The organism is Pseudomonas sp. Sample_22 (assembly GCF_004307635.1).
Taxonomy (GTDB): domain Bacteria; phylum Pseudomonadota; class Gammaproteobacteria; order Pseudomonadales; family Pseudomonadaceae; genus Aquipseudomonas.
On record NZ_RCNY01000048.1, the window covers coordinates 83,707 to 103,022 of the forward strand.

General features: G+C 59.9%; 13 protein-coding genes. All 13 read left to right on the forward strand.

All coding sequences use genetic code 11. From position 1 onward, the window contains the following. Positions 1–272 precede the first annotated feature (272 nt). Positions 273–1,025 (forward strand): hypothetical protein, encoded by a 753-nt coding sequence (locus D8U73_RS12205; RefSeq protein ID WP_130904626.1) that lies wholly within the window; start codon positions 273–275, stop codon positions 1,023–1,025. Between the two features lie 68 nt (positions 1,026–1,093). Further along, on the forward strand, positions 1,094–1,627 hold the full coding sequence (gene tssB, locus D8U73_RS12210; RefSeq protein WP_130904592.1) for a type VI secretion system contractile sheath small subunit: 534 nt from the start codon (positions 1,094–1,096) through the stop codon (positions 1,625–1,627). A gap of 10 nt (positions 1,628–1,637) precedes the next feature. Beyond that, complete coding sequence (tssC, locus tag D8U73_RS12215; RefSeq protein ID WP_056856671.1) at positions 1,638–3,140, forward strand: type VI secretion system contractile sheath large subunit; 1,503 nt, start codon at positions 1,638–1,640, stop codon at positions 3,138–3,140. A 25-nt stretch (positions 3,141–3,165) separates the two neighbouring features. Continuing rightward, positions 3,166–3,648 carry a type VI secretion system baseplate subunit TssE gene (gene tssE / locus D8U73_RS12220; protein ID WP_056856672.1) on the forward strand — a complete coding sequence of 161 codons (483 nt, stop codon included), beginning with the start codon at positions 3,166–3,168 and terminating at the stop codon, positions 3,646–3,648. Continuing rightward, the gene (tssF, locus tag D8U73_RS12225; protein WP_130904593.1) at positions 3,648–5,480 is read left to right on the forward strand and encodes a type VI secretion system baseplate subunit TssF; all 1,833 of its coding nucleotides are present in this window, start codon (positions 3,648–3,650) and stop codon (positions 5,478–5,480) included. Before tssE ends, tssF begins: the two co-directional genes overlap by 1 nt. Beyond that, the gene (gene tssG / locus D8U73_RS12230; RefSeq protein WP_056856674.1) at positions 5,444–6,514 is read left to right on the forward strand and encodes a type VI secretion system baseplate subunit TssG; all 1,071 of its coding nucleotides are present in this window, start codon (positions 5,444–5,446) and stop codon (positions 6,512–6,514) included. Before tssF ends, tssG begins: the two co-directional genes overlap by 37 nt. Then, positions 6,511–9,114 (forward strand): type VI secretion system ATPase TssH, encoded by a 2,604-nt coding sequence (tssH, locus tag D8U73_RS12235; RefSeq protein WP_130904594.1) that lies wholly within the window; start codon positions 6,511–6,513, stop codon positions 9,112–9,114. Before tssG ends, tssH begins: the two co-directional genes overlap by 4 nt. Before the next feature lie 23 nt (positions 9,115–9,137). Then, the gene (gene tssJ, locus D8U73_RS12240) at positions 9,138–9,893 is read left to right on the forward strand and encodes a type VI secretion system lipoprotein TssJ (RefSeq protein WP_130904595.1); all 756 of its coding nucleotides are present in this window, start codon (positions 9,138–9,140) and stop codon (positions 9,891–9,893) included. Then, entirely contained in the window at positions 9,890–11,233 is a 1,344-nt protein-coding gene (gene tssK / locus D8U73_RS12245) for a type VI secretion system baseplate subunit TssK (protein ID WP_007978722.1), read from the forward strand. The genes tssJ and tssK overlap by 4 nt, the downstream gene beginning before the upstream one ends. Further along, complete coding sequence (gene icmH, locus D8U73_RS12250) at positions 11,230–11,943, forward strand: type IVB secretion system protein IcmH/DotU (protein WP_056856677.1); 714 nt, start codon at positions 11,230–11,232, stop codon at positions 11,941–11,943. The genes tssK and icmH overlap by 4 nt, the downstream gene beginning before the upstream one ends. A 30-nt stretch (positions 11,944–11,973) precedes the next feature. Then, a complete protein-coding gene (locus D8U73_RS12255; protein WP_130904596.1) occupies positions 11,974–15,852 on the forward strand; it encodes a type VI secretion protein IcmF/TssM N-terminal domain-containing protein in 3,879 nt (1,292 codons plus the stop codon). Positions 15,853–15,883: 31 nt separating this feature from the next. Next, positions 15,884–16,810 (forward strand): type VI secretion system-associated protein TagF, encoded by a 927-nt coding sequence (gene tagF, locus D8U73_RS12260; protein ID WP_056856679.1) that lies wholly within the window; start codon positions 15,884–15,886, stop codon positions 16,808–16,810. Next, the gene (gene tssM, locus D8U73_RS12265) at positions 16,807–19,287 is read left to right on the forward strand and encodes a type VI secretion system membrane subunit TssM (protein WP_130904597.1); all 2,481 of its coding nucleotides are present in this window, start codon (positions 16,807–16,809) and stop codon (positions 19,285–19,287) included. Before tagF ends, tssM begins: the two co-directional genes overlap by 4 nt. The last annotated feature ends 29 nt before the right edge of the window (positions 19,288–19,316 follow it).

Genomic DNA, 19,316 nt, shown 5'->3' on the forward strand with positions numbered 1-19,316 from the left:
GAAGGCATCATTGCGGTGTGTAACAAAAACGAGAAAAAATCCGCCGCCGAATGAACTTTTCGATACGACGTGTTGCCATACACGGCGTTACTGGCAACTCAATATCCATATGCCAGCATCACACTCCCGGTTGGTTCCGGCAGTGTGTTTTTTTGATGACCGACATCAGCAATTACCTCTCGTGGACGGATGTCCATGGGAAATCAAACCACTCGACATGCACCGGTTTTTTTAAGCCAGGGAGGCGTGGAGTGTTCAAGGACGATGTACCGATGACTCAAGCGTTTTTTGATGTTGAAGCATTGATCAAGCTGCGAAGCCAGACCCGGGCCATTTCCGATGCGCTGAAGGCGCAGGCCGCGGATTATCTGGCGACCCTGGCTTTGCTGATTCGTCCCCAGACGTTTTTCGGTGAGTACCTGCAGGGTGCGCAACGCAGCAGCGGGCGCGAGACCCAGCACCATTTCAAGGAGCTCAAGGAGCTCTACGACCGCATCGGCTCGGTCGCTCCGTTCCAGCTGGTCAATGAGCTCGAAGTCCCCCTCAATCTGCTCAGTACCACCCCGCAATTGTTTGCGCTGGAGTACGACAAGGTGCTGAGCGCAAACGGTCAAACCATTCGCATCACCAGCCCCGTGCGCTGGGTGGTCGGCTTCAGTTCGTTCGATCTGGCACGCTTCCGCACTGTCATCAAAGACCCCAATCGCAGCAGCGCCGAGCTGTACCGCTTCGTGGTGCATTACCTGGTGCTGTTCTACTGCCTGAGCAAGTCGCCCGGCATCAGCCGCCTGCTCGAAGGCTTGCGCTTTCCCGTCACGTTCGAACGCTTGAAGGAATTCGGCGACCTGCCCTTCTGCGTGATCGGCTCGCCGGTTCGCTCGCAGTTGCCCGACGAGGCCGTGATCCGCAGCAGCACCCAGATCGCCGGCAACACCAGCTTCGAAGAGTTGGTGGGCTTTGAAAACATCATGGACATGAACGATGAAATCCGTCAGCGCCTGCTGCTGACGATCGAAGGAATGTAACGCGCTCGGCCACCCATTGAACCGACACGCACACGACTTGCAGCGAATTGTTCGCACAGGAGATCACGATGGCGAAGAAGGAAAGTACCCAGCACAAACTCGACCGCGTCCGCGCGCCTCGGGTCCATATCACCTATGACGTGGATATCGGTGACGCTCAGGAAAAGAAAGAGCTGCCCTTTGTCGTCGGTGTGCTGGGCGATTTCTCCGGCAACCCGCTGGAGCCGCTGCCGAAGCTCAAGGACCGCAAGTTCATTTTCATCGACCGCGACAATTTCAACGGTGTGCTCAAGGGCATCAAGCCGCGCCTGACCTACCGCGTCGACAACACGCTGGCGAAAAACGGTACACAACTGGGCGTCGAGCTCAACTTCAACGCCCTCGAAGACTTCGAGCCGCAGAACGTGGTCAAGCAGGTCGAGCCGCTGCGCAAGCTGCTGGACGTGCGCAACAAGCTGGCAGACCTGCGCAACAAAATGGGTGGTAACGACAAGCTCGAAGAGCTGTTGATGGACGTGTTGCAGAACACTGAGAAGTTGAAAACCCTGGGCAAGGAATTCGGGCGCGAAGCCGCCATTCCAGCCACCGACGGCAAAGTGTAGGAGCCTGACGATGAACGACAAGCAAACCGTGACTCAACAGGACAGCGAACTGGTTGAAGTGGAAAACTTCACCGCGCAATCCTCGCTGCTCGACAGCATCATTTCGCAAAGCCGCGTGGCCCGCTCCGAGACCGAGCGCACCCGAACCCGCGACCTGATTGGCGAGTTGGTCAACCAGATCCTTGAAGGCGAAATGACGCCGAGCAAGGACCTGATCGCCGTGCTCGATGCGCGTATCGCCGAGATCGACGCGATGCTTTCCGAGCAGATGAACGAGATCATGCACGCCAGTGAATTCCAGCAGCTGGAAGCGTCCTGGCGTGGCCTGAAGTATCAGGTCGACCAGACCGAAACCAGCACCACGCTGAAGATTCACTTGCTCAACGCGTCGAAGAAAGACCTGGTGCGTGATCTCAAGGCCGCTTCTGAATTCGACCAGAGCGCGCTGTTCAAGAAGATCTACGAAGAAGAGTACGGCACCTTCGGCGGTGCACCGTTCGGCATGCTGCTGGGTGACTACGAGTTCAACCGCAGCCCGGAAGACATGTACCTGCTCGAAGAGATTTCCCACGTCGCCGCAGCCGCCCACGCGCCGTTCATCTCGGCAGCCTCGCCTGAACTGTTCGGCTGGGATTCGTTTACCGACATGTCCGGCCCACGGGATCTGGCGAAGATTTTCGACACCGTCGAATACGCCAAGTGGAAGTCGTTCCGCGCCTCCGAAGACTCGCGCTATGTCGGCCTGACCCTGCCCCACGTGCTCGGTCGCCTGCCGTATGGCCCGGATACCACGCCTGTCGAGGAATTCAACTTCGTCGAAAGCGTCGACGGACGCGACCACAACAAGTACCTGTGGATGAACGCCGCCTACGCACTGGGCACTCGGGTCACCGATGCGTTCTCCCGTTACGGCTGGTGCGTGGCAATTCGTGGTGTCGAGGGTGGTGGTCTGGTTGAAGGTTTGCCGACCCACACATTCAAGACCGATGACGGTGAAATCGCCCTCAAGTGTCCGACCGAGATCGCCATCACCGACCGCCGCGAGAAAGAGCTGTCGGACCTCGGTTTCATTCCGCTGGTGCACTGCAAAGGCACCGACTACGCCGCGTTCTTCGGCACCCAGTCGGCGCAGAAGCAGAAGCAGTACAACACCGATATCGCCAATGCCAACGCCCGGCTTTCCGCGCAGTTGCAGTACATCTTCGCCACTTCGCGCATCGCGCATTACATGAAGGCGATCATGCGCGACAAGATCGGCAGCTTCGCCTCGCGCAAGGACGTCGAACTGTTCCTCAACAAGTGGCTGTCGAGCTACGTGTTGCTGGACGACACCGCGAGCCAGGAAGCCAAGGCCAAGTTCCCGTTGCGCGAAGCGCGTGCCGAAGTGTTCGAGGTGCCGGGCAAGCCGGGCGTCTACAAGGCTGTGACGTACCTGCGCCCGCACTATCAACTGGACGAACTGACTGCATCGTTGCGTCTGGTTGCTGAATTGCCGCAATCGACCCGCGGCTGATCGAACACTTTGCCAGGAAGGCGATATGACGAGTCAACACAAGCTGTTGCCATCACTGCTGGACCGATTGCTGGACGATCGTCCGCATCAGTCCATCGAAGCGTCATCGCAACGCTTGTGTTCGCTGGCCGATTACAAGGCCAGCATCGTTCGCGACCTGGAGATTCTGGTCAACACCCGCCAGTCCCTGGTCGCCAGCGAGCTGGACGGTTTCGTCAATCTGGGCGGCACCATCCTCGACTACGGCATGCCGGATTTCACCAGTCGCAGCGTACTTGATCCGAAAGATCGCCTGTTGATCCAGCGGCAGCTGGAGAAGGCGATCACGGTCGGCGACCGGCGCTTTCGCAGCGTAAAAGTCCAGCTGCTCGCACAACAGACCGGCCAACGCATGCTGACCTTTCGCGTGGACGCGGTCCTGCGCCTGCAAGACATCACCCGTCAGGTGTCCTTCGACGCGGTGCTGCAGGTCAACACCCAGGAATACAAAGTGCAGAACCTCAACTGATGCTCGACGATCTGCTGCCCTATTACGAAAAGGAACTGTCGCACCTGCGCTTTTTGGGCCAGGAGTTTGCGAGCCAGTATCCGAAAATCGCTTCGCGGTTGCTCATCGAGGGCGATAACTGCGAAGACCCGCACACCGAGCGCTTGATCGAAGCGTTCTCGTTTCTCTCTGCGCGGGTGCACAAAAAACTCGACGATGAGCTGCCGGAAATCGTCGAATCGTTTCTCGAAGTGCTGTACCCGCATTACCTGCGCCCTACCCCGTCGATGTCGATCGTCGAGTTCAACCTGGGCAAACAGGAAAAGGTCACCGAAGCGTTCCGTGTGCCCCGGCATACCGAGCTCAGTGCCAACCCGATCGATGGCGTGGTGTGTAAATTCCGCACCTGCTACCCGGTCGAGCTGTGGCCAATAGCCGTGCAGCAGGCGTCGTTCATCGAGATGGAGCGCTCGGCATTCAACGGCCACAGCGCCGACCTGGTCGCCCGCTTGCGCATCGGCCTGACAGCGACCTCCGATGTGATGTTCGGCAAGATGGAACTCGACAGCCTGCGGTTTTTCCTCGACGGCGAAAGCACGTTGATGCTGCAACTGTACGAACTGCTGTTCAACAACCTGGCCAAGGCCACTTTGAGCTTCGAGGATCAGGGGCGCAGCCGCGAGGTGGTCTTGCCGGCCAACGCGCTGAAAGCTGTCGGTTACGGTCTGGACGAAGGGTTGGTGGATTACTCGGAGCGCTCGTTCCTCGGTTATCGCTTGCTGCACGAATACTTCACCTTCCCCGACAAGTTCATGTTCTTCGACCTGTCTGGGTTCGCGCGCATTCTGGCGGGCAAGGAGATCGAGAAAGTCGAGGTCAACTTCTACTTTTCCGACTACGACCTCAGCGATCGCCTGGCGCGTCTGACGCAAAATATCGGGCGCAATAACTTCAAGCTCAACTGCACGCCGATCATCAACCTGTTCCGCCAGCAGGCTGAGCCGATCAAGTTGACCCACGCTCAGCACGAGTACGCGGTGACGCCGGATGTGCGCCTGCAAAGCTCGGCCGAAGTGGTGTCGATCGATCGCGTACGGCGCGTGCGCAAGGTCGGCGGTATCGATCAGGTTGGCACTTGCCATCCGTTTTTCGAACCCCGTGGCGATCAAGGTTCCGGCCAAAGTTTCTGGATTGCCCGGCGCCGCGCCGTGCAGTCCGGCCAGCGCGATGGCTCGAACGTGTTTATCCGCGTGGTGGATCGCGAATTGGGTTTGCTGGAGGCCAATAACGATACGTTGAGCATCCGCCTGACCTGCAGCAACCGCGACTTGCCCCTGATGCTGCCTTTCGGTGGCGAGCGCGGCGATTTCAATATCCCCGGCAACTCGGTAATCAAGGACATCCGCTGCCTGCGCAAACCCACCGCCACTGTTCGTGTACCGCTGGGCAACGGGGTGATCTGGCGACTGATTTCGCACCTGTCGCTGAACCACATGTCACTGGTGTCCCGTGGCCGCGAAGTGCTGCTGGAGCTGCTGTCGCTCTACAACTACCGAAACGTGTCGGCGATCCGCAAACAGATCAACGGCATCGTCTCGGTGAGCAGCGAACCGGTCGTTGCACGCATCGGTCACCCACGGCCGAACTTCGTTCGAGGCGTCGGTATCACCCTCAATTTCGATGAAAGCCAATACACCGGCAGCGGTGTGTTTTTGTTCGGCATGGTGCTCGATCACTTCTTTGGTCAGTACTGCTCCATGAACAGTTTTACCCAATTAACCCTTCGCACCTTGCAGCGCGAAAAGAGAGTCGTCCAATGGCCACCGCGAACCGGCGATCAACCTCTGGTCTGATTGACCAGGCACGGGCTGAGCCGCACCGATTCGAGTTTTTCCAATTGGTGCGCTTGCTTCGCCTGCATTACAGCAGAACCGGGCGCATGGACCTGCAAACCCGACCGCACGAAGACCCTTTGCGTTTTCGCTCGCAGCTGTCGCTCAACTTCCCGGCCAGTGAAGTCAGCGACTTGCAGTTTGAGCGCGAAGGCAAGGTGTCCGTGGCCGGCCTGCCACTGTCCGAGGTGCAAGTCACGTTCATGGGACTGGTGGGGCCGTCGGGTGTGTTGCCGCGCCCGTACACCGAGCTGTTGATCGAGCGACACATCCAGTATCGGGATGATGCAGCGCACGCCTTCCTCGATATCTTTTCGCACCGCATGACCACGCTGTTTTACGAGGCCTGGCAAAAGTACAAGTTTTACATCGAGTACGAACGCAACGGCAGCTCGGATTTCGACCGCTATCTGCTCAACCTGGTGGGCTTCGGCCCGGAGGCGCAGAAACAGAAATTCGACAAACAAGGCTCGCCCCTGCGCCGCGAACTGTTCAGCTATTTCTCCGGCCTGTTCGCCCAGAAACCACGCAATGCGTTGAACCTGGAAGTGATGCTCAGCTTCTATTTTTCGCTGCCGTTCAAGGTCAAGCCGTTCGCCGGTCGCTGGCTGAAGCTCGATGCCAGCCAATGCACGCAACTGGGCCGCAAGAACGCCGTGCTAGGGCAAAGCGCGGTCGCCGGTAACCGGGTCTGGGATTACCAGTCGTGCGTGCGCATCGAAACCGCACCACTGGAACTGGCCGACTATCAACGCTTGCAGCCAGGCGCCGTCGATTACCAGAAATTGCTCGAACTGGTGCGTTTCTATGTCGGTGCGGAACTCGATTTCCAACTGGCGCCCAAGCTCAAGACCCAAGCCGTACCCGTCGCCCGCCTCGGTCGCCAGGGCAACGTCTCGCTGGGCCGGCTCGGCTGGCTCAAACGACCAGGCGTCGACGTGGAACCCTCCCGTTGCGCGCTCTTCCACATTCCTTTTGATGGGGTCTCCCTGTGAACCTGAAGTCCCTGTTCGCCAAGCTGAACGACACCAGCCGCACCGCCACCGAAAGCGCCGCGGCGCTTTGTCTGTCGGAACACCACTACGACGTTGAAGTCGAGCATCTGTTGTTGCAGTTGCTCGACAGCAGCGATAACGACCTGCCGGCGATCCTGCGTCATTACGATGTGGTGCCCGAGCGCTTGCAGGCGCAATTGGTGACGGCACTGGGGACTTTCAAAAAAGGCAATTCACGCACCCCGGCACTGTCCCCGCACCTGACTCGCATGATCGAGCAGGCGTGGGTCCTGGCCTCCATTGAGTTCGGCCAGGCACAGATCCGCACCGGTCATCTGCTGCAGGCCTTGCTCGATGACGACGAGCTGCGCCGGGTGGTGATCGCGGGTGCAGCCGAGCTGGAGAAGATCAACGCCGACGATTTGCGCGTGAATCTCAACGCGTTGGTAGAAGGCAGCGCCGAGTCGCAACAGGCCAAACCATTGGACACCACTGGCGGTGTGAGCAGCAGCCCGGTTAAAGGCAACGGCAAGACGCCGGCCCTCGATCAGTACACCATCAATCTCACGCAAAGCGCTCGCGAAGGCCGGATCGACCCGGTGCTGGGCCGGGAGTTCGAAGTGCGGCAGATGGTCGACATCCTGACCCGCCGCCGCCAGAACAATCCGATCCTGACCGGTGAAGCCGGCGTCGGCAAAACCGCCGTGGTCGAAGGCCTGGCGCTGCGCATCATTCAAGGTGACGTGCCGTCGGTACTCAAAGGCGTTGCCATCCACACCCTCGACCTGGGCTTGTTGCAGGCCGGAGCCGGCGTGAAAGGCGAGTTCGAAAACCGTCTCAAGTCGGTCATCGAAGAAACCAAGCGCAGCCTGCATCCGATCATTCTGTTCATCGACGAAGCGCACACCCTGATCGGTTCGGGCGGTCAGGCCGGGCAGAACGATGCCGCCAACCTGCTCAAGCCAGCCCTGGCTCGCGGCGAACTGCGCACCATCGCGGCGACCACCTGGGCCGAGTACAAGAAGTACTTCGAGAAGGATGCCGCCCTCGCCCGCCGTTTCCAGGTGGTGAAGGTCGAAGAGCCGGACGAAGACAAGGCGATCCACATGCTGCGCGGCTTGCTGGCGAAGATGCAGGAGCACCACAACGTCACGGTGATGGACGAAGCACTGGTGCAGGCCGTGCGCCTGTCCAATCGCTACATCACCGGGCGCCAGTTGCCGGACAAAGCCGTCAGCGTGCTGGACACCGCCTGCGCACGGGTTGCCTTGGGGCAATCGGCGCAGCCGGGACCGCTGGAAGACTGCAAGCGTCAGATCGACAACTTGCAGGCGGAAATTTCGGTCCTGGAGCAGGAAGCCGCCAAAGGCAGCGACCACGCCCGACGCCTGACCGCCCTCAATGCCGAGTTGCAGAGTGAGCAGCAGACCCGCGACGCCCTCGAACAACAATGGCAACGCGAGCTGCAACTGGTGGAGCAACTCGGTGCCCTCAGCCACCCCGAGAATCAATCACCCGATGCCATTGAGATTGCCGCCGTACGCGCCGAACTGGCCAGCGTCCAGGGCGAGCAACCGCTGGTGCATGCCCTGGTGGATGGCGGCACCATCGGTGAAGTGATTTCCGGCTGGACCGGCATTCCCCTGGGCAAGATGCTGCGCGACGAAATCGAAACCGTGCAGCGCCTGCCTGCACTGCTGGCTGAGCGGGTACTCGGACAAGACCACGCGCTGCATGAAATCGGCAAACGCATCAAGATTTCCCGCGCCCGCATGGAAGACCCGAACAAACCGATCGGCGTGTTCCTGTTGCTCGGCCCGAGCGGCGTCGGCAAGACCGAAACCGCACTGGCGCTGGCGGATACCTTGTACGGCGGTGAGCGTAACGTCATCACTATCAATATGTCCGAGTACCAGGAAGCCCACACGGTTTCCAGCCTCAAGGGCTCGCCGCCGGGTTATGTCGGTTATGGCGAGGGTGGTGTGTTGACCGAAGCCGTGCGGCGCAAGCCGTACAGCGTGGTGCTGCTCGATGAAGTGGAAAAGGCCCACCCGGACGTGCTCGAACTGTTTTTCCAGGTGTTCGACAAAGGCGTGCTGGATGACGGTGAGGGTCGCGAGATCAACTTCCGCAATACCGTGATCATCCTCACGTCCAACACCGGCACCGACCGCATCATGCAGTGGTGCCTCAATGCCCAGCCGCAACCGACGCCCGAAGCCATCGTCGAAGGACTGCGTGACGAGCTGAATCAGGTATTCAAGCCAGCCTTCCTCGGCCGCCTGACCATCGTCCCGTACTACCCGGTCAAGGACGCGATTCTGGAGCGCATCGTCGCACTCAAGCTGGAGCGCATTCGCCAGCGCTTCGAGCGCAATCATCAGGCCGTCCTGAGCTATGACGAGGCGCTGGTCAAAGCCATTGCCTCGCGCTGCACGGAAGTCGACAGCGGCGCCCGCAACATCGACAACATTTTGTCCAAGACCCTGATGCCGGAACTCGCGCAGCGGGTACTGGAGCGAATGGCGCAGGACAAACCGATCCAGAGTTTGAACATCGAATTGGGCAGCGACGGCGACTTCGCCTATCGCCTGTGCTGATCGAGCATTTACAGGTAGCGGTCATGGATAACAGACAAACAGGGAAGCAGCCCGCGAAAACGGCATTGGCTAAATGCCTGACGGCGGTGGCGGTGATGCTGGCGCTGACGGCGTGTGGCGTCACCGACCGGGTTGGCAAGCGGGTCGACGACACGTGGGCCGGCGACATGCTGTTCGATGACAGCGAAAAAGTCATCCTGACGTCCGACGGCGGCAACCAGCTCAACCCCGACGCCTCCGGCAAACCGCTTTCGGTGGTGCTGCGGGTCTACCAGCTGACTTCTCTGGAGCGCTTTTCATCGGTTGACGCGGATTCGTTGTGGGACGACCCGCAAAAAGCCCTCGGCAATACCCTGATCGAGAACCGTGAAATCACTTTGCTGCCGGGTATGGGTCAGGTCGACAAGTGGCCACTGAACAAAGCCGCAGGTTATGTCGGCGTCGCGGCTTTTTTCCGCTCGGAGGAAAACAGCCGCTGGAAGGTCGCGTTTGACGCCAATTCGTTGCGCAAGGACGGCATCTGGTTCTCTTCCGATGGCCTGCGGGTGCTGGTGGACAACAACACGGTGTCCGCCGTCAGCGGCGTCGACGTGCTGAACAAACCCAAGACCGAAGAGCAGCTCGCCAAGGCCTACACCCTGCCCGACCAGCAGGTCCAGCCGACGCTGGCCGAACGGGTTCAGGACGTCGTGATCGAAAAGGCCCAGGACAAAGCGGCCAGTTCCGCGCAAAAAGCGCTGGACTCGAAATTGAATTCATTTTTGGAAGGCGCTCAATGAGTAAGCAAAGCCGGGTGATGTGGTCCGAAGGCATGTTCCTTTTGCCACAACATTTCCAGTATCAGGATGAGTTCCACCAGCATCAGCTGGCGCAGGCGACGCTGCGCAATACGCCCTTTCACTGGGGCGTGCAGTTGCTGGAAGTGGACGAGGAAGCCCTCGCCACCGGTTCCTTGCAGCTCAAACGGCTGAAGCTGGTGTTTCCCGACGGCAGCCTGTTCGACGCGCCGCAGCATGATCCGTTGCCCGCGGCCCGTGACTTGAAAGACCTGCTCAAGGGAAACGACCTGAAGGTCTACGCCGCGCTGAAACTGCCAGAGCCCTTCGGCCTGAATTACGTTGAAGACGGCCAGGAACAAAAGACCGGACGACGCTTTCGCAAGCAGTTCGACACCCTGCCGGACCTCAACGAAGGCGACCTGGAAAACGAAATCACCAGCCTGCGCCTGAACGTGGTGATGCTGATCGACGGCGACAACCTTGATGGCTACACTTGGTGCCCGATTGCCCGGCTGTCACGCAACAACATCGGCGGCTTCAACCTCGACGGGCATTTTGTGCACCCGACGCTGCACCTGGGCACCCACGACACCCTGGTCGGGCTGGGCAAGCGTCTGCTCGGTGCATTGCAATCCAAGAGCAAGGCGTTGTCCGGTCGCCGTCGCGAGCGCGCGGACCAGATCGCCGAGTTCGGTTCCAGCGACGTGACCCTGTTCTGGCTGCTGAACACGGTGAACCGCGCCCACCCGAGCCTGGCGCATTTGCTCGCGCACCCGCGTTTGCATCCCGAACGTTTGTACCTGTTCCTGGCCGAACTCGCCGGCGGCCTGTTGACGTTTTCGCTGGATACGCAGCTCAACGACATTCCCGAGTACGACCACCACGACCCGGCGGCCTCGCTGGTCAAGCTCGACGAAATGATTCGCGTGCTGCTCGACAACGTCGTGCCGAACCAGTGCGTGGTGATCAACCTGACGCAGACCAAGCCCTCGTACTGGCAAGGGCAGTTGCACGATCCACGGCTGGCAGAGGCGGATTTCTACATTTCCGTGCATGCCGACATGCCAGGCGCAAGCCTGTTGGAACTGGTGCCGCGGGCGTTCAAGGTCGGCTCGCCGGAGGACATCGAAGTGGTGGTCAACAGCGCCATGCCGGGCGTCACGCTCAACCACTCGACGCGCCTGCCCAATGCGATCCCGGTGCGACTGGACAATCACTATTTCTCCATCGAGCCCCATGGCCGGGTCTACGAACGCATGATGAGTGCCCAGGCCATTTCTTTCTATGCGCCCAGCGCGTTCACCAACCTCAAGCTTGAACTGATGGCGGTACTCAAATGACCGAAGCCGTACTGCAAGGCGCCGTTGCGGCTGCCAGCGAAAAACCGACGCTCAAAGACCTGGTGCAGGATTTCATCAGCATGGCGCTGATCGTGCGCAAGGGTCGGCAAGTGACCTCGGTCAGCGCCTTTGAAGCGAGCGTCGACGCTTTCTTCAAGACACTGGAGCGTGAAGCGCGCAGTGCCGACTACAGCGTTGAACAGGTCAAAGACACCCAGTACGCGCTGTGTGCGTTCCTCGATGAAAGCGTGCTGCGCTCCGGCGACAACGAGTTGCGCCGCCACTTTGAATTGCAGCCGTTGCAATTCCGCTACTTCGGCGTGCACCTGGCCGGTGAAGGTTTCTTCGAAAAAATCGATTCGTTGCGCGGCGACGTCAAACAGAACCTCGATGTACTCGAGGTTTACCACCTGTGCCTGGCATTGGGTTTCGAAGGCAAATTCAGCATCGGGCAAAAGGACCAATTGCGTTACCTGGCCAATACCCTGGGCCAGGACATCGCGCGGTTTCGCAAGACGCCCAAGGCACTCTCGCCCGACTGGGCACTGCCAGACCAGGTTTCGCAGATGCTGCGTCATGAAGTTCCGCTTTGGCTCTACCTGGCGCTGATTGCGCTGGTCTGCGCAGGTGTTTACCTGACGCTGGACTGGCTGCTGGGCAAAGAAGTCGCCGCGCTGTCCGAACAAATCAGCCAGCTGTTCAGTGCCTGAGCACAGGTCAGGTAACCGAGTCAGGAAGACATGAAGACATTATTGCGTTTGTTGAAAAGTTTTTGGTTTCTCATCCCCGTCCTGTGGCTGATCAGCCTGGCGGTCAGCTGGTTCGTGGCCCCGCGGGTGAGTTGGCTGCGCGGTTATGCGCTGGAGACGATGGCGATCGTCAGCGCCTTTTACCTGCTGATCATTGTGCTGCGTCAGTACAAGCGTATCCGGGCTGAACACAACCTCGAAAACCTGGTGCAGATCGAAGTCGACCGGTCGCTCAATTCCACCGGTGAGTTCCGAGATCAGCAAGTGCTGCGCGAGCGGCTCAAGCACGCCATCGCCATGCTGCGCGCTGATCGTTCGGCTGGCGGCGGCGGTTCGTCGGCGCTTTACGATTTGCCGTGGTACCTGGTCATCGGCATGTCGGCCGCGGGCAAGACCTCATTGCTGACCCGCTCGGGACTGTCGGCGAACATTGCCAGCAGTGCCAACGACACCGAAAGCGGTACGCAACACTGCGATTGGTATTTCAGCCCTGAGGCCGTGATGATCGATACGGCCGGCCGTTATCTGCGGGACGACCCGTCGGCCAGCGAATTCGCCGCTTTCCTGCGCATGCTGAAAAAACAACGCAGCAAGGCCGCGGTCAATGGTCTGGTGTTGGTGGTGAGCCTGCCGGAACTGCTGGCGTGCAGTGCTGCCGAGCGCAACGAGCTCGCCGCACAACTGGTCTCGCGCATCGAGGAATACAACGATTGCCTGGAGGCCAACCCGCCGATTTACCTGATGCTGAGCAAGACTGATCAGCTGCCGGGGTTCAGCCAGGCGTTTGAAGGCCTGGACCTGAACGAACGGCAACAACCGCTGGGCATGACCTTCGGTTTGTCGGAAATCCGCAACCAGGGCCTGCGTCCGGTGCTGGATGCCAAGCTGGCCAACCTGCACAGCCATATCCGTCGCCACGTCGATGCCCAGATGATTGCGTTGGGCGCCGATGCCAATAGCGCGCTGCTGAACTTCCCCAACTATTTCGCCGAGCTGTCGGGCGTGCTCGAGCAATTTCTCCAGCATTTCGCCGAAACCCGTCGCAGTGGTGCGCCACTGTTGCTGCGCGGTCTCTATTTCACCAGTGCCCTGCAGACCGACCAGCAACTGAGCCAGGTGTATGAAGATGATCTGGCTGAGTCGTTCGCCTTGCAGTCCGCCCCCGAGCACGACAAACAGGCGCAAGGCAGCAGCCGGAAAATCAGCGACCGCAGCTACTTCATCACCGATACGTTCCGTCGGGTGATTTTCCCGGATCGCGACTTGACCCTCTACCAGTCGCGATTCGGCAAGAACAAGTCCGCCAGCCCTGCCCTGCTGGGTCTGGCGGTACTGGCGGGACTCGCGTTCATCGGCTGGCAAACCCTGTCGTTCCAGAACAACCGTCAGTGGCTGGCGACACTGCGCGAACAACTGACCGAACTGCAACAATCGCCGGACAGCACGCGACTGCTCGCGTCGGGCCACGGCCTGGAACTGCTGCGCGAGCAACTCACCGCCATCGAGAAGCACCGAGCCAAAGGCGTGCCGCTGCAACTCGGCGCCGGCCTGTACCGGGGTGACGATGTCTACCGCGTTGCACAAACCGCCTACTTGCAGCAACTGCGCACTCAGGCGCTGGAACCGATCACCCTGCAATTGCAATTGCAGATGCGCGCGTTCAATGAGTTTGCAAAAACCATGGACCCGCAGAACAACTTTGCCCCTGCGACTTCCAAAACCGGCTCAGCCAAAGCCCGTGCGCAGGGGCAGAAACTGCCGACCCGCCTGAACAACCTGCCGCGCAGCACCGGTGATGTCGCCGGCCGCCTCAATGGCGCCGCCCGGGGTATTGCAAACAAGGCTCGCGGCGAAGCCCTGACAGCGCTGCGCAACCCTGCCACAGCGAGCGATGCCGCTGAACTGTCGGCGACTACCGGCGGGCTTTCACTGTCCGAAGAAATGTTGGGACGGCTGGATGAGCGCCAGGTTGCGTCGATCATCGAGTCTTACAACGCACTCAAGCTCTACCTGATGCTGACCCAACCCGCCACGCATCCGGATCCCGAATTCGTGAGTGCTGCATTACCGGTCGCCTGGGCCAACACGGCCAGCAGCGACAACGCGGTCAGCAGCGCGGTGATCCAGGACAACGCGCCGGTGTATGTGCAGCTGCTCAAGACCGGTCAGGCGCCGACCTTGTCACGCAATGAACAGCTCATCAGTGAGACCCGCAACAGCCTGAAGTCCTTCATGATTTCCAGTTCGCTGGTAGACCGCGAATACCTGCGCCTGCAATTGGAATCCAGTCGCCAGTTCCCGGCGGTCGGCTTGAGCGATCTGGTGCCCTTGCCAGGCCGACAGTTGCTCTACGGCACAGAAGCGGTGCCGGCGATTTTCACCCGTCAGGGCTGGGAGCAATTCGTCAAGCCGGAGCTGATCAAACTGGTGTCGGGCAATCTGCAGAATGAATCGGACTGGGTGCTCGACGGCGAAGGCGCCGACAGCATCGTGCAGAAAGCCAATTTCATCCGTGAGTTCATGACGCGCTACAAGCGCGACTACACACAGGCCTGGTACACCTTGATCGACAGCGTCGGCGTTCGCCATTTCACTGACATGGCCAATGCGACCCAACAACTGTCACTGCTCAGCGATGTGCAGAATTCGCCGGTGAAAATTCTCCTGGCGGCGGTCAACGACAACACCCAGTGGGATGTCCCTGCCCCGCGGGAAACCCTGCCAGCAGGCATCAAGCCTGACGACGGATTCTGGAGCAGCGTCAGCGGTATTCTCGATGGCAAGAATGCCTCGCCAAGCACGCTGATATCGCCTTTTCCGGCGGTTGACGACGGCAGTCTGGCGAAACGCTTCGAGCCTGTGTCACGTGTGTTTGCCGTGCAAAACGCCGAAGGCGCCGACAGTACGATCATGGATCGATACCTGGCGGCCTTGCGCAAACTCAAGGTGCGGATGAACAACATCCAGCGCTCCCAGGACGTCGGCAAAAGCAGCAAGCAGCTGATCAGCGAAACCCTCGAAGGGCTGCCAAGCGAAGTGACCAACGTGCGCAACTACGTCGAGACCACTGTCGACACCAGTCAGGGCGGCCTGTCCACTGCGTTGCAGGGTTTGTTCAGCCTGCCGATCCAGTTTGCCTGGGAAACCCTGCGCGACCCGGCCGGCCAACAGATTGCCAAAGCCTGGGCACAGCAGATTGCCAAGCCATGGGAACAGGTGATGGCCCACCGTTATCCGATTGCCGCCGGCAGCCGCAACGAAGCATCGGTCAAGGACCTGCAGCGTTTTGTCGATCCGGAATCCGGGCTGCTGCCGAACTTCAAGCGTAACGAGATTGGCAACCTGTCCGGTGGCGAAGGCCTGGGAATGGGAAGCGACAGCAAGGCAACGCCGCTGGTCAACCCGAACATGGTCAACAGCATCGACAAGGCCAGCTCGTTGGGCCAGGTGATCGCCAGTCTGTCGGACCGCGACAACGGCTTCGAAATCATGCTCGAACCCTCTGCCAACCTGACCGACATCATCTTCACCCTCGATGGCCAGGTGCAGCACTACCGGAACGGCAAGACCAGCTGGAGCCGGTTCTCATGGCCGGGCACGACCACCACTCCCGGCGCACGCCTGGATGTGGTGACCCTGACCGGCGAGCGCATCACGGTGTTCGATTACCCGGGCCGTTGGGGCCTGCTGCGCATGAACGACAGCGCAAGGGTCAGCGATCTGGACGGTATCCAGCAACGTTTCAGCTGGAACACCAACAGCGGCCCGGTCAGCCTCGCCGTGCGCAACTACGGCGGCGTCAAGTTGACGGACCTGGCCAACGTCAAAGCCTTGAGTGCGCTCAACGCCAAAGAAGGTCGTCCGTTGTGAGCAGCCGAACCTTGAATCAGGGATCCGGCCAATGATCGGCTGCTTCGGAAAAGTCCCCGCGAGCCCGGACTTCGTCAGCCTGCAAGGCGCAGGCGATGACGTCTGCGAGTTCGACGGCTGGTTGCAAGGCGCTCTCGCCGCCTTGCAACACCGCGAGGACTGGCGCGAACTGTTCGATGCGTTGCCGGTATGTTTTTTCAGCTATCGCGCACGCAGCGGTAACTGGTTGCTGGGCGGGCTGATCAGTTCCAAGGATTCGAGCGGACGCCGCTATCCGTTTTTCATTTTCCAGACGCTCAAGGCCAGCGAGGCCGAGCCTTTGGTCAATCCGTTCACCCTCGGCGAACTGTTCAGCGGACAGATCAGGCCCTTGTTGCACATGGCCGTCCAGGGTGAAAGCACGTCGGTGCTGTTCGAACGCATCAAGGCCTTGCGTCCATTGCAAGGACAGGACTTCGAGTTGTTCCGGCGCGTGCATGACAAGTTTCTGGTGAATTTCAATCTGCGCGATATCAGTACCGCGCTCGAAGGTGCCTACCCGGAGTTCGTCAGCAATGCCGTGTTGACCCGGCTTCTGGCCTTCAGACGGCACCTGGCTGACGCGACACCTATCGGCATCGCCCTGCCCTTGCCCGCGGAAAGAGGCCTGAAGAATCCGACCGCCGACTTATGGGTCACATGGCTGACGCAAATGTCCCATGAACGCACAGCGCCGCAGGTCAGTCTGCTGGCCGACGACTTCATGCGCCCCAGGCTGATCTGTTTTGCCTCACGCCACACCAGCGATGCCTATCGCGTGCTGACAGGTATCAGTGAGCGTTCGCAAAGCTACGACGTACTGGCCTCTTTCGATGCCTTCGACGAGCACCACCGCAAACACGCCTTTCCCGAAATCGACCGCCCACTGGGTGACGTTATCGACCGTTTTGTCGATGCCCTGGATTCGAAGTCCGTATGAACAAGATCAAATATTACTTCCTGCGCTATCAACCCTACATTCTCGGGGTGTGCTTTTTCCTCACGATCTTCGTGGTGTGGGGCATCGGGCGTGCGTTTGATTTCAGTTCGCTCAACAGTCTGCTGACGGGCATTGGCGTGTTCCTGTTGCTGTCGGCCGGCTATGTGCTGCTGCTTTACCGAGGCGTGTCCCGACATCACAACCTCGAAGGATTGTTGCGAGAGGATGCCGATCAGGCCGTGCTGAATGCGAGCCCGGCCGATCGCGAAGAAGTGAGCCTGTTGCGCGAAAGACTGCTGCAAAGCATCGAACGTTTGCACAGCAACAAGCCTCGGGGCAGCAATGCCAAAGATGCACTGTATGCCCTGCCCTGGTACTTGGTGGTCGGGCAGCCAGCAGCGGGCAAAAGCACCATGCTCTACCAGTCGGGGCTCAATTTTCCCTACGCCGAGCGTGAGGGCGTGCGCGTCGCCGGTCTGGGTGGCACACGCAATTGCGACTGGTTCTTCAGCTCCGAAGCGGTCCTTCTGGACACAGCCGGTCGCTACATGAACAACCAGGAAGAGGCCGGCAAATGGCGGGCCTTCCTTCAATTGCTGCGCCAGCATCGGCAACGCCGGCCACTCAATGGCCTGATCGTCACCGTCAGCATCCACGACATCCTGCAATCCTCGCTGGAAGACCAGGAACGTATCGCCAAGCGCCTGCGTGAACGCATTCAGGAAACCCATGCCCTGCTGGAAGTGCGGCTGCCGGTTTACCTGGTGTTTACCAAGTGCGACCTGGTGCCGGGTTTCGCGCCCTTCTATCGCCAGCTGGACGAAACCGCGCGCGGCGAAGTCATGGGCAAGACCTTTTCCCACAAGGGCTACGAGCAGGCTGATTGGGGTCAGCGCTTCGGCGTCGCGATGGACGAGCTGATCGGCTACTGGCAACAAGTGGCGAGCCAGCAACTGGTGACGCAGGACATTCAGATCACCCGCCAGGATTCGGCGGTGTACCGCTTCCCGCTGGAGCTGGCGGCACTCAAGCCACGGCTGCAGCTGTTCGTCGATGCGTTGTTGCGCGCCAACCCTTATCAAAATGCAGAGCTGCTGCGTGGCTTTTATTTCACCAGTGCCCTCGATGCCGACCAACCGGAAATGGGCGGACACGCGCGCCAGGTGACCGAGCGATTCTCGCTTGAACAGGATCTGGAGATCGCCAACGGCAACGCGCAACCACGACCGTTGTTCATCAACAGTCTGTTCCGCAAAGTCATCATTCCCGATCAACACCTGGTGGCGCTATACACCACCAATCACCGCGAGCGTCGGCGCAAGGCGGCATGGATCGGTGGCGCTGGCCTGGTCGCGGTGCTGCTGTGCAGCCTGTTGAGCTGGTCGTACGTCAATAACCGCGACACCCTCCAAAGCATCTCGGCAGAGCTGACCCAGGCCAGTGCCGACGATCACTCGGCCAGCGGGCAGTACACCGATTGGCAAACCCTCGATCGCCTGCGTTTGTGGACCGCACATTACTATGCGCAGCATCACGACGATGGCGTGCCACTGCGCCTGCGCCTGGGGCTATACCAAGGCCACAAGGTAGAGCCAGTGGTACGCGGCCAGTATTTCAATCGGCTGGAAACCGTGATGCTCAAACCCACGGCCGACAACCTGACGCGCTCGTTGTATCTGCTGACCACGCTCAAGGTCTATCAGCGCAACGCCAAAGAGCTGATGCCGGTGACTGGCGTGGACAGCGTCGAGTCGAAAGCGTTGCCCAATGACAACCGGGCGCAGTCCATCGCCGCATTTGGCAAGTCGACGCTGGACACCTACGTCATGTTGTCGCGCGCACAACGAGACAAGGCCGACCCTGGGTTCCTGAAAGCGAAAATTCCGGATTACTGGTATCCGGCGATTGCCCGCCAGGTTGGCAGTGCCGCCGTCGCCACCACCAATCAGGACTATGAGTTCGCCAGCCGGCAGATCAATTTCTACAGCGATCAGATTCACGAGCCGGACGTGCCACGGATCCTCGACAACGCGTTCCTGATCTCCAGCTCACGCAACTACATCAACAGCTTGCTCACCCAGTCGTTGCGCTCGATCGAGACCATCACGCTGGAGTCGGACACCTTGTTCGCCTTTGCCCGCGCCGACTTCCAGAGCCTGAAGACCGAGGGTCAAAGCCAGCTCAGCGCGATCGCCGGCAAGCTTCTGAGCACACCCAACATCGGCAAAATCATTATCGCCGGGCACGCCGATCAACTCGGCGACCCACAAGGCAACCTGCAGGTATCCAAGCAGCGGGCACAAACCATCAAGACCTACCTGGTGGGCAAAGGCGTTCCCGGCGAGCTGGTGGAAGCCGTCGGCGAAGGCAGCACCAAACCTTTGGTCAGGTGCGATATGCAGCAGCCAAGGGCTCAGCTGATTCAGTGCCTGGAGCCTAACCGGCGGGTAGAAATCGAAGTACGGGCACTCAATTGAGACGCCACGTGCAATGAAGAAAAACCGCT

Excerpts from the sequence above, each read along its gene's own strand:
- D8U73_RS12205 (WP_130904626.1), top strand. The coding sequence starts at position 273 with ATGACTCAAGCGTTTTTTGATGTTGAAGCATTGATCAAGCTGCGAAGC.
- tssB (WP_130904592.1), top strand. The coding sequence starts at position 1,094 with ATGGCGAAGAAGGAAAGTACCCAGCACAAACTCGACCGCGTCCGCGCG.
- tssC (WP_056856671.1), top strand. The coding sequence starts at position 1,638 with ATGAACGACAAGCAAACCGTGACTCAACAGGACAGCGAACTGGTTGAA.
- tssE (WP_056856672.1), top strand. The coding sequence starts at position 3,166 with ATGACGAGTCAACACAAGCTGTTGCCATCACTGCTGGACCGATTGCTG.
- tssF (WP_130904593.1), top strand. The coding sequence starts at position 3,648 with ATGCTCGACGATCTGCTGCCCTATTACGAAAAGGAACTGTCGCACCTG.
- tssG (WP_056856674.1), top strand. The coding sequence starts at position 5,444 with ATGGCCACCGCGAACCGGCGATCAACCTCTGGTCTGATTGACCAGGCA.
- tssJ (WP_130904595.1), top strand. The coding sequence starts at position 9,138 with ATGGATAACAGACAAACAGGGAAGCAGCCCGCGAAAACGGCATTGGCT.
- tssK (WP_007978722.1), top strand. The coding sequence starts at position 9,890 with ATGAGTAAGCAAAGCCGGGTGATGTGGTCCGAAGGCATGTTCCTTTTG.
- icmH (WP_056856677.1), top strand. The coding sequence starts at position 11,230 with ATGACCGAAGCCGTACTGCAAGGCGCCGTTGCGGCTGCCAGCGAAAAA.
- D8U73_RS12255 (WP_130904596.1), top strand. The coding sequence starts at position 11,974 with ATGAAGACATTATTGCGTTTGTTGAAAAGTTTTTGGTTTCTCATCCCC.
- tagF (WP_056856679.1), top strand. The coding sequence starts at position 15,884 with ATGATCGGCTGCTTCGGAAAAGTCCCCGCGAGCCCGGACTTCGTCAGC.
- tssM (WP_130904597.1), top strand. The coding sequence starts at position 16,807 with ATGAACAAGATCAAATATTACTTCCTGCGCTATCAACCCTACATTCTC.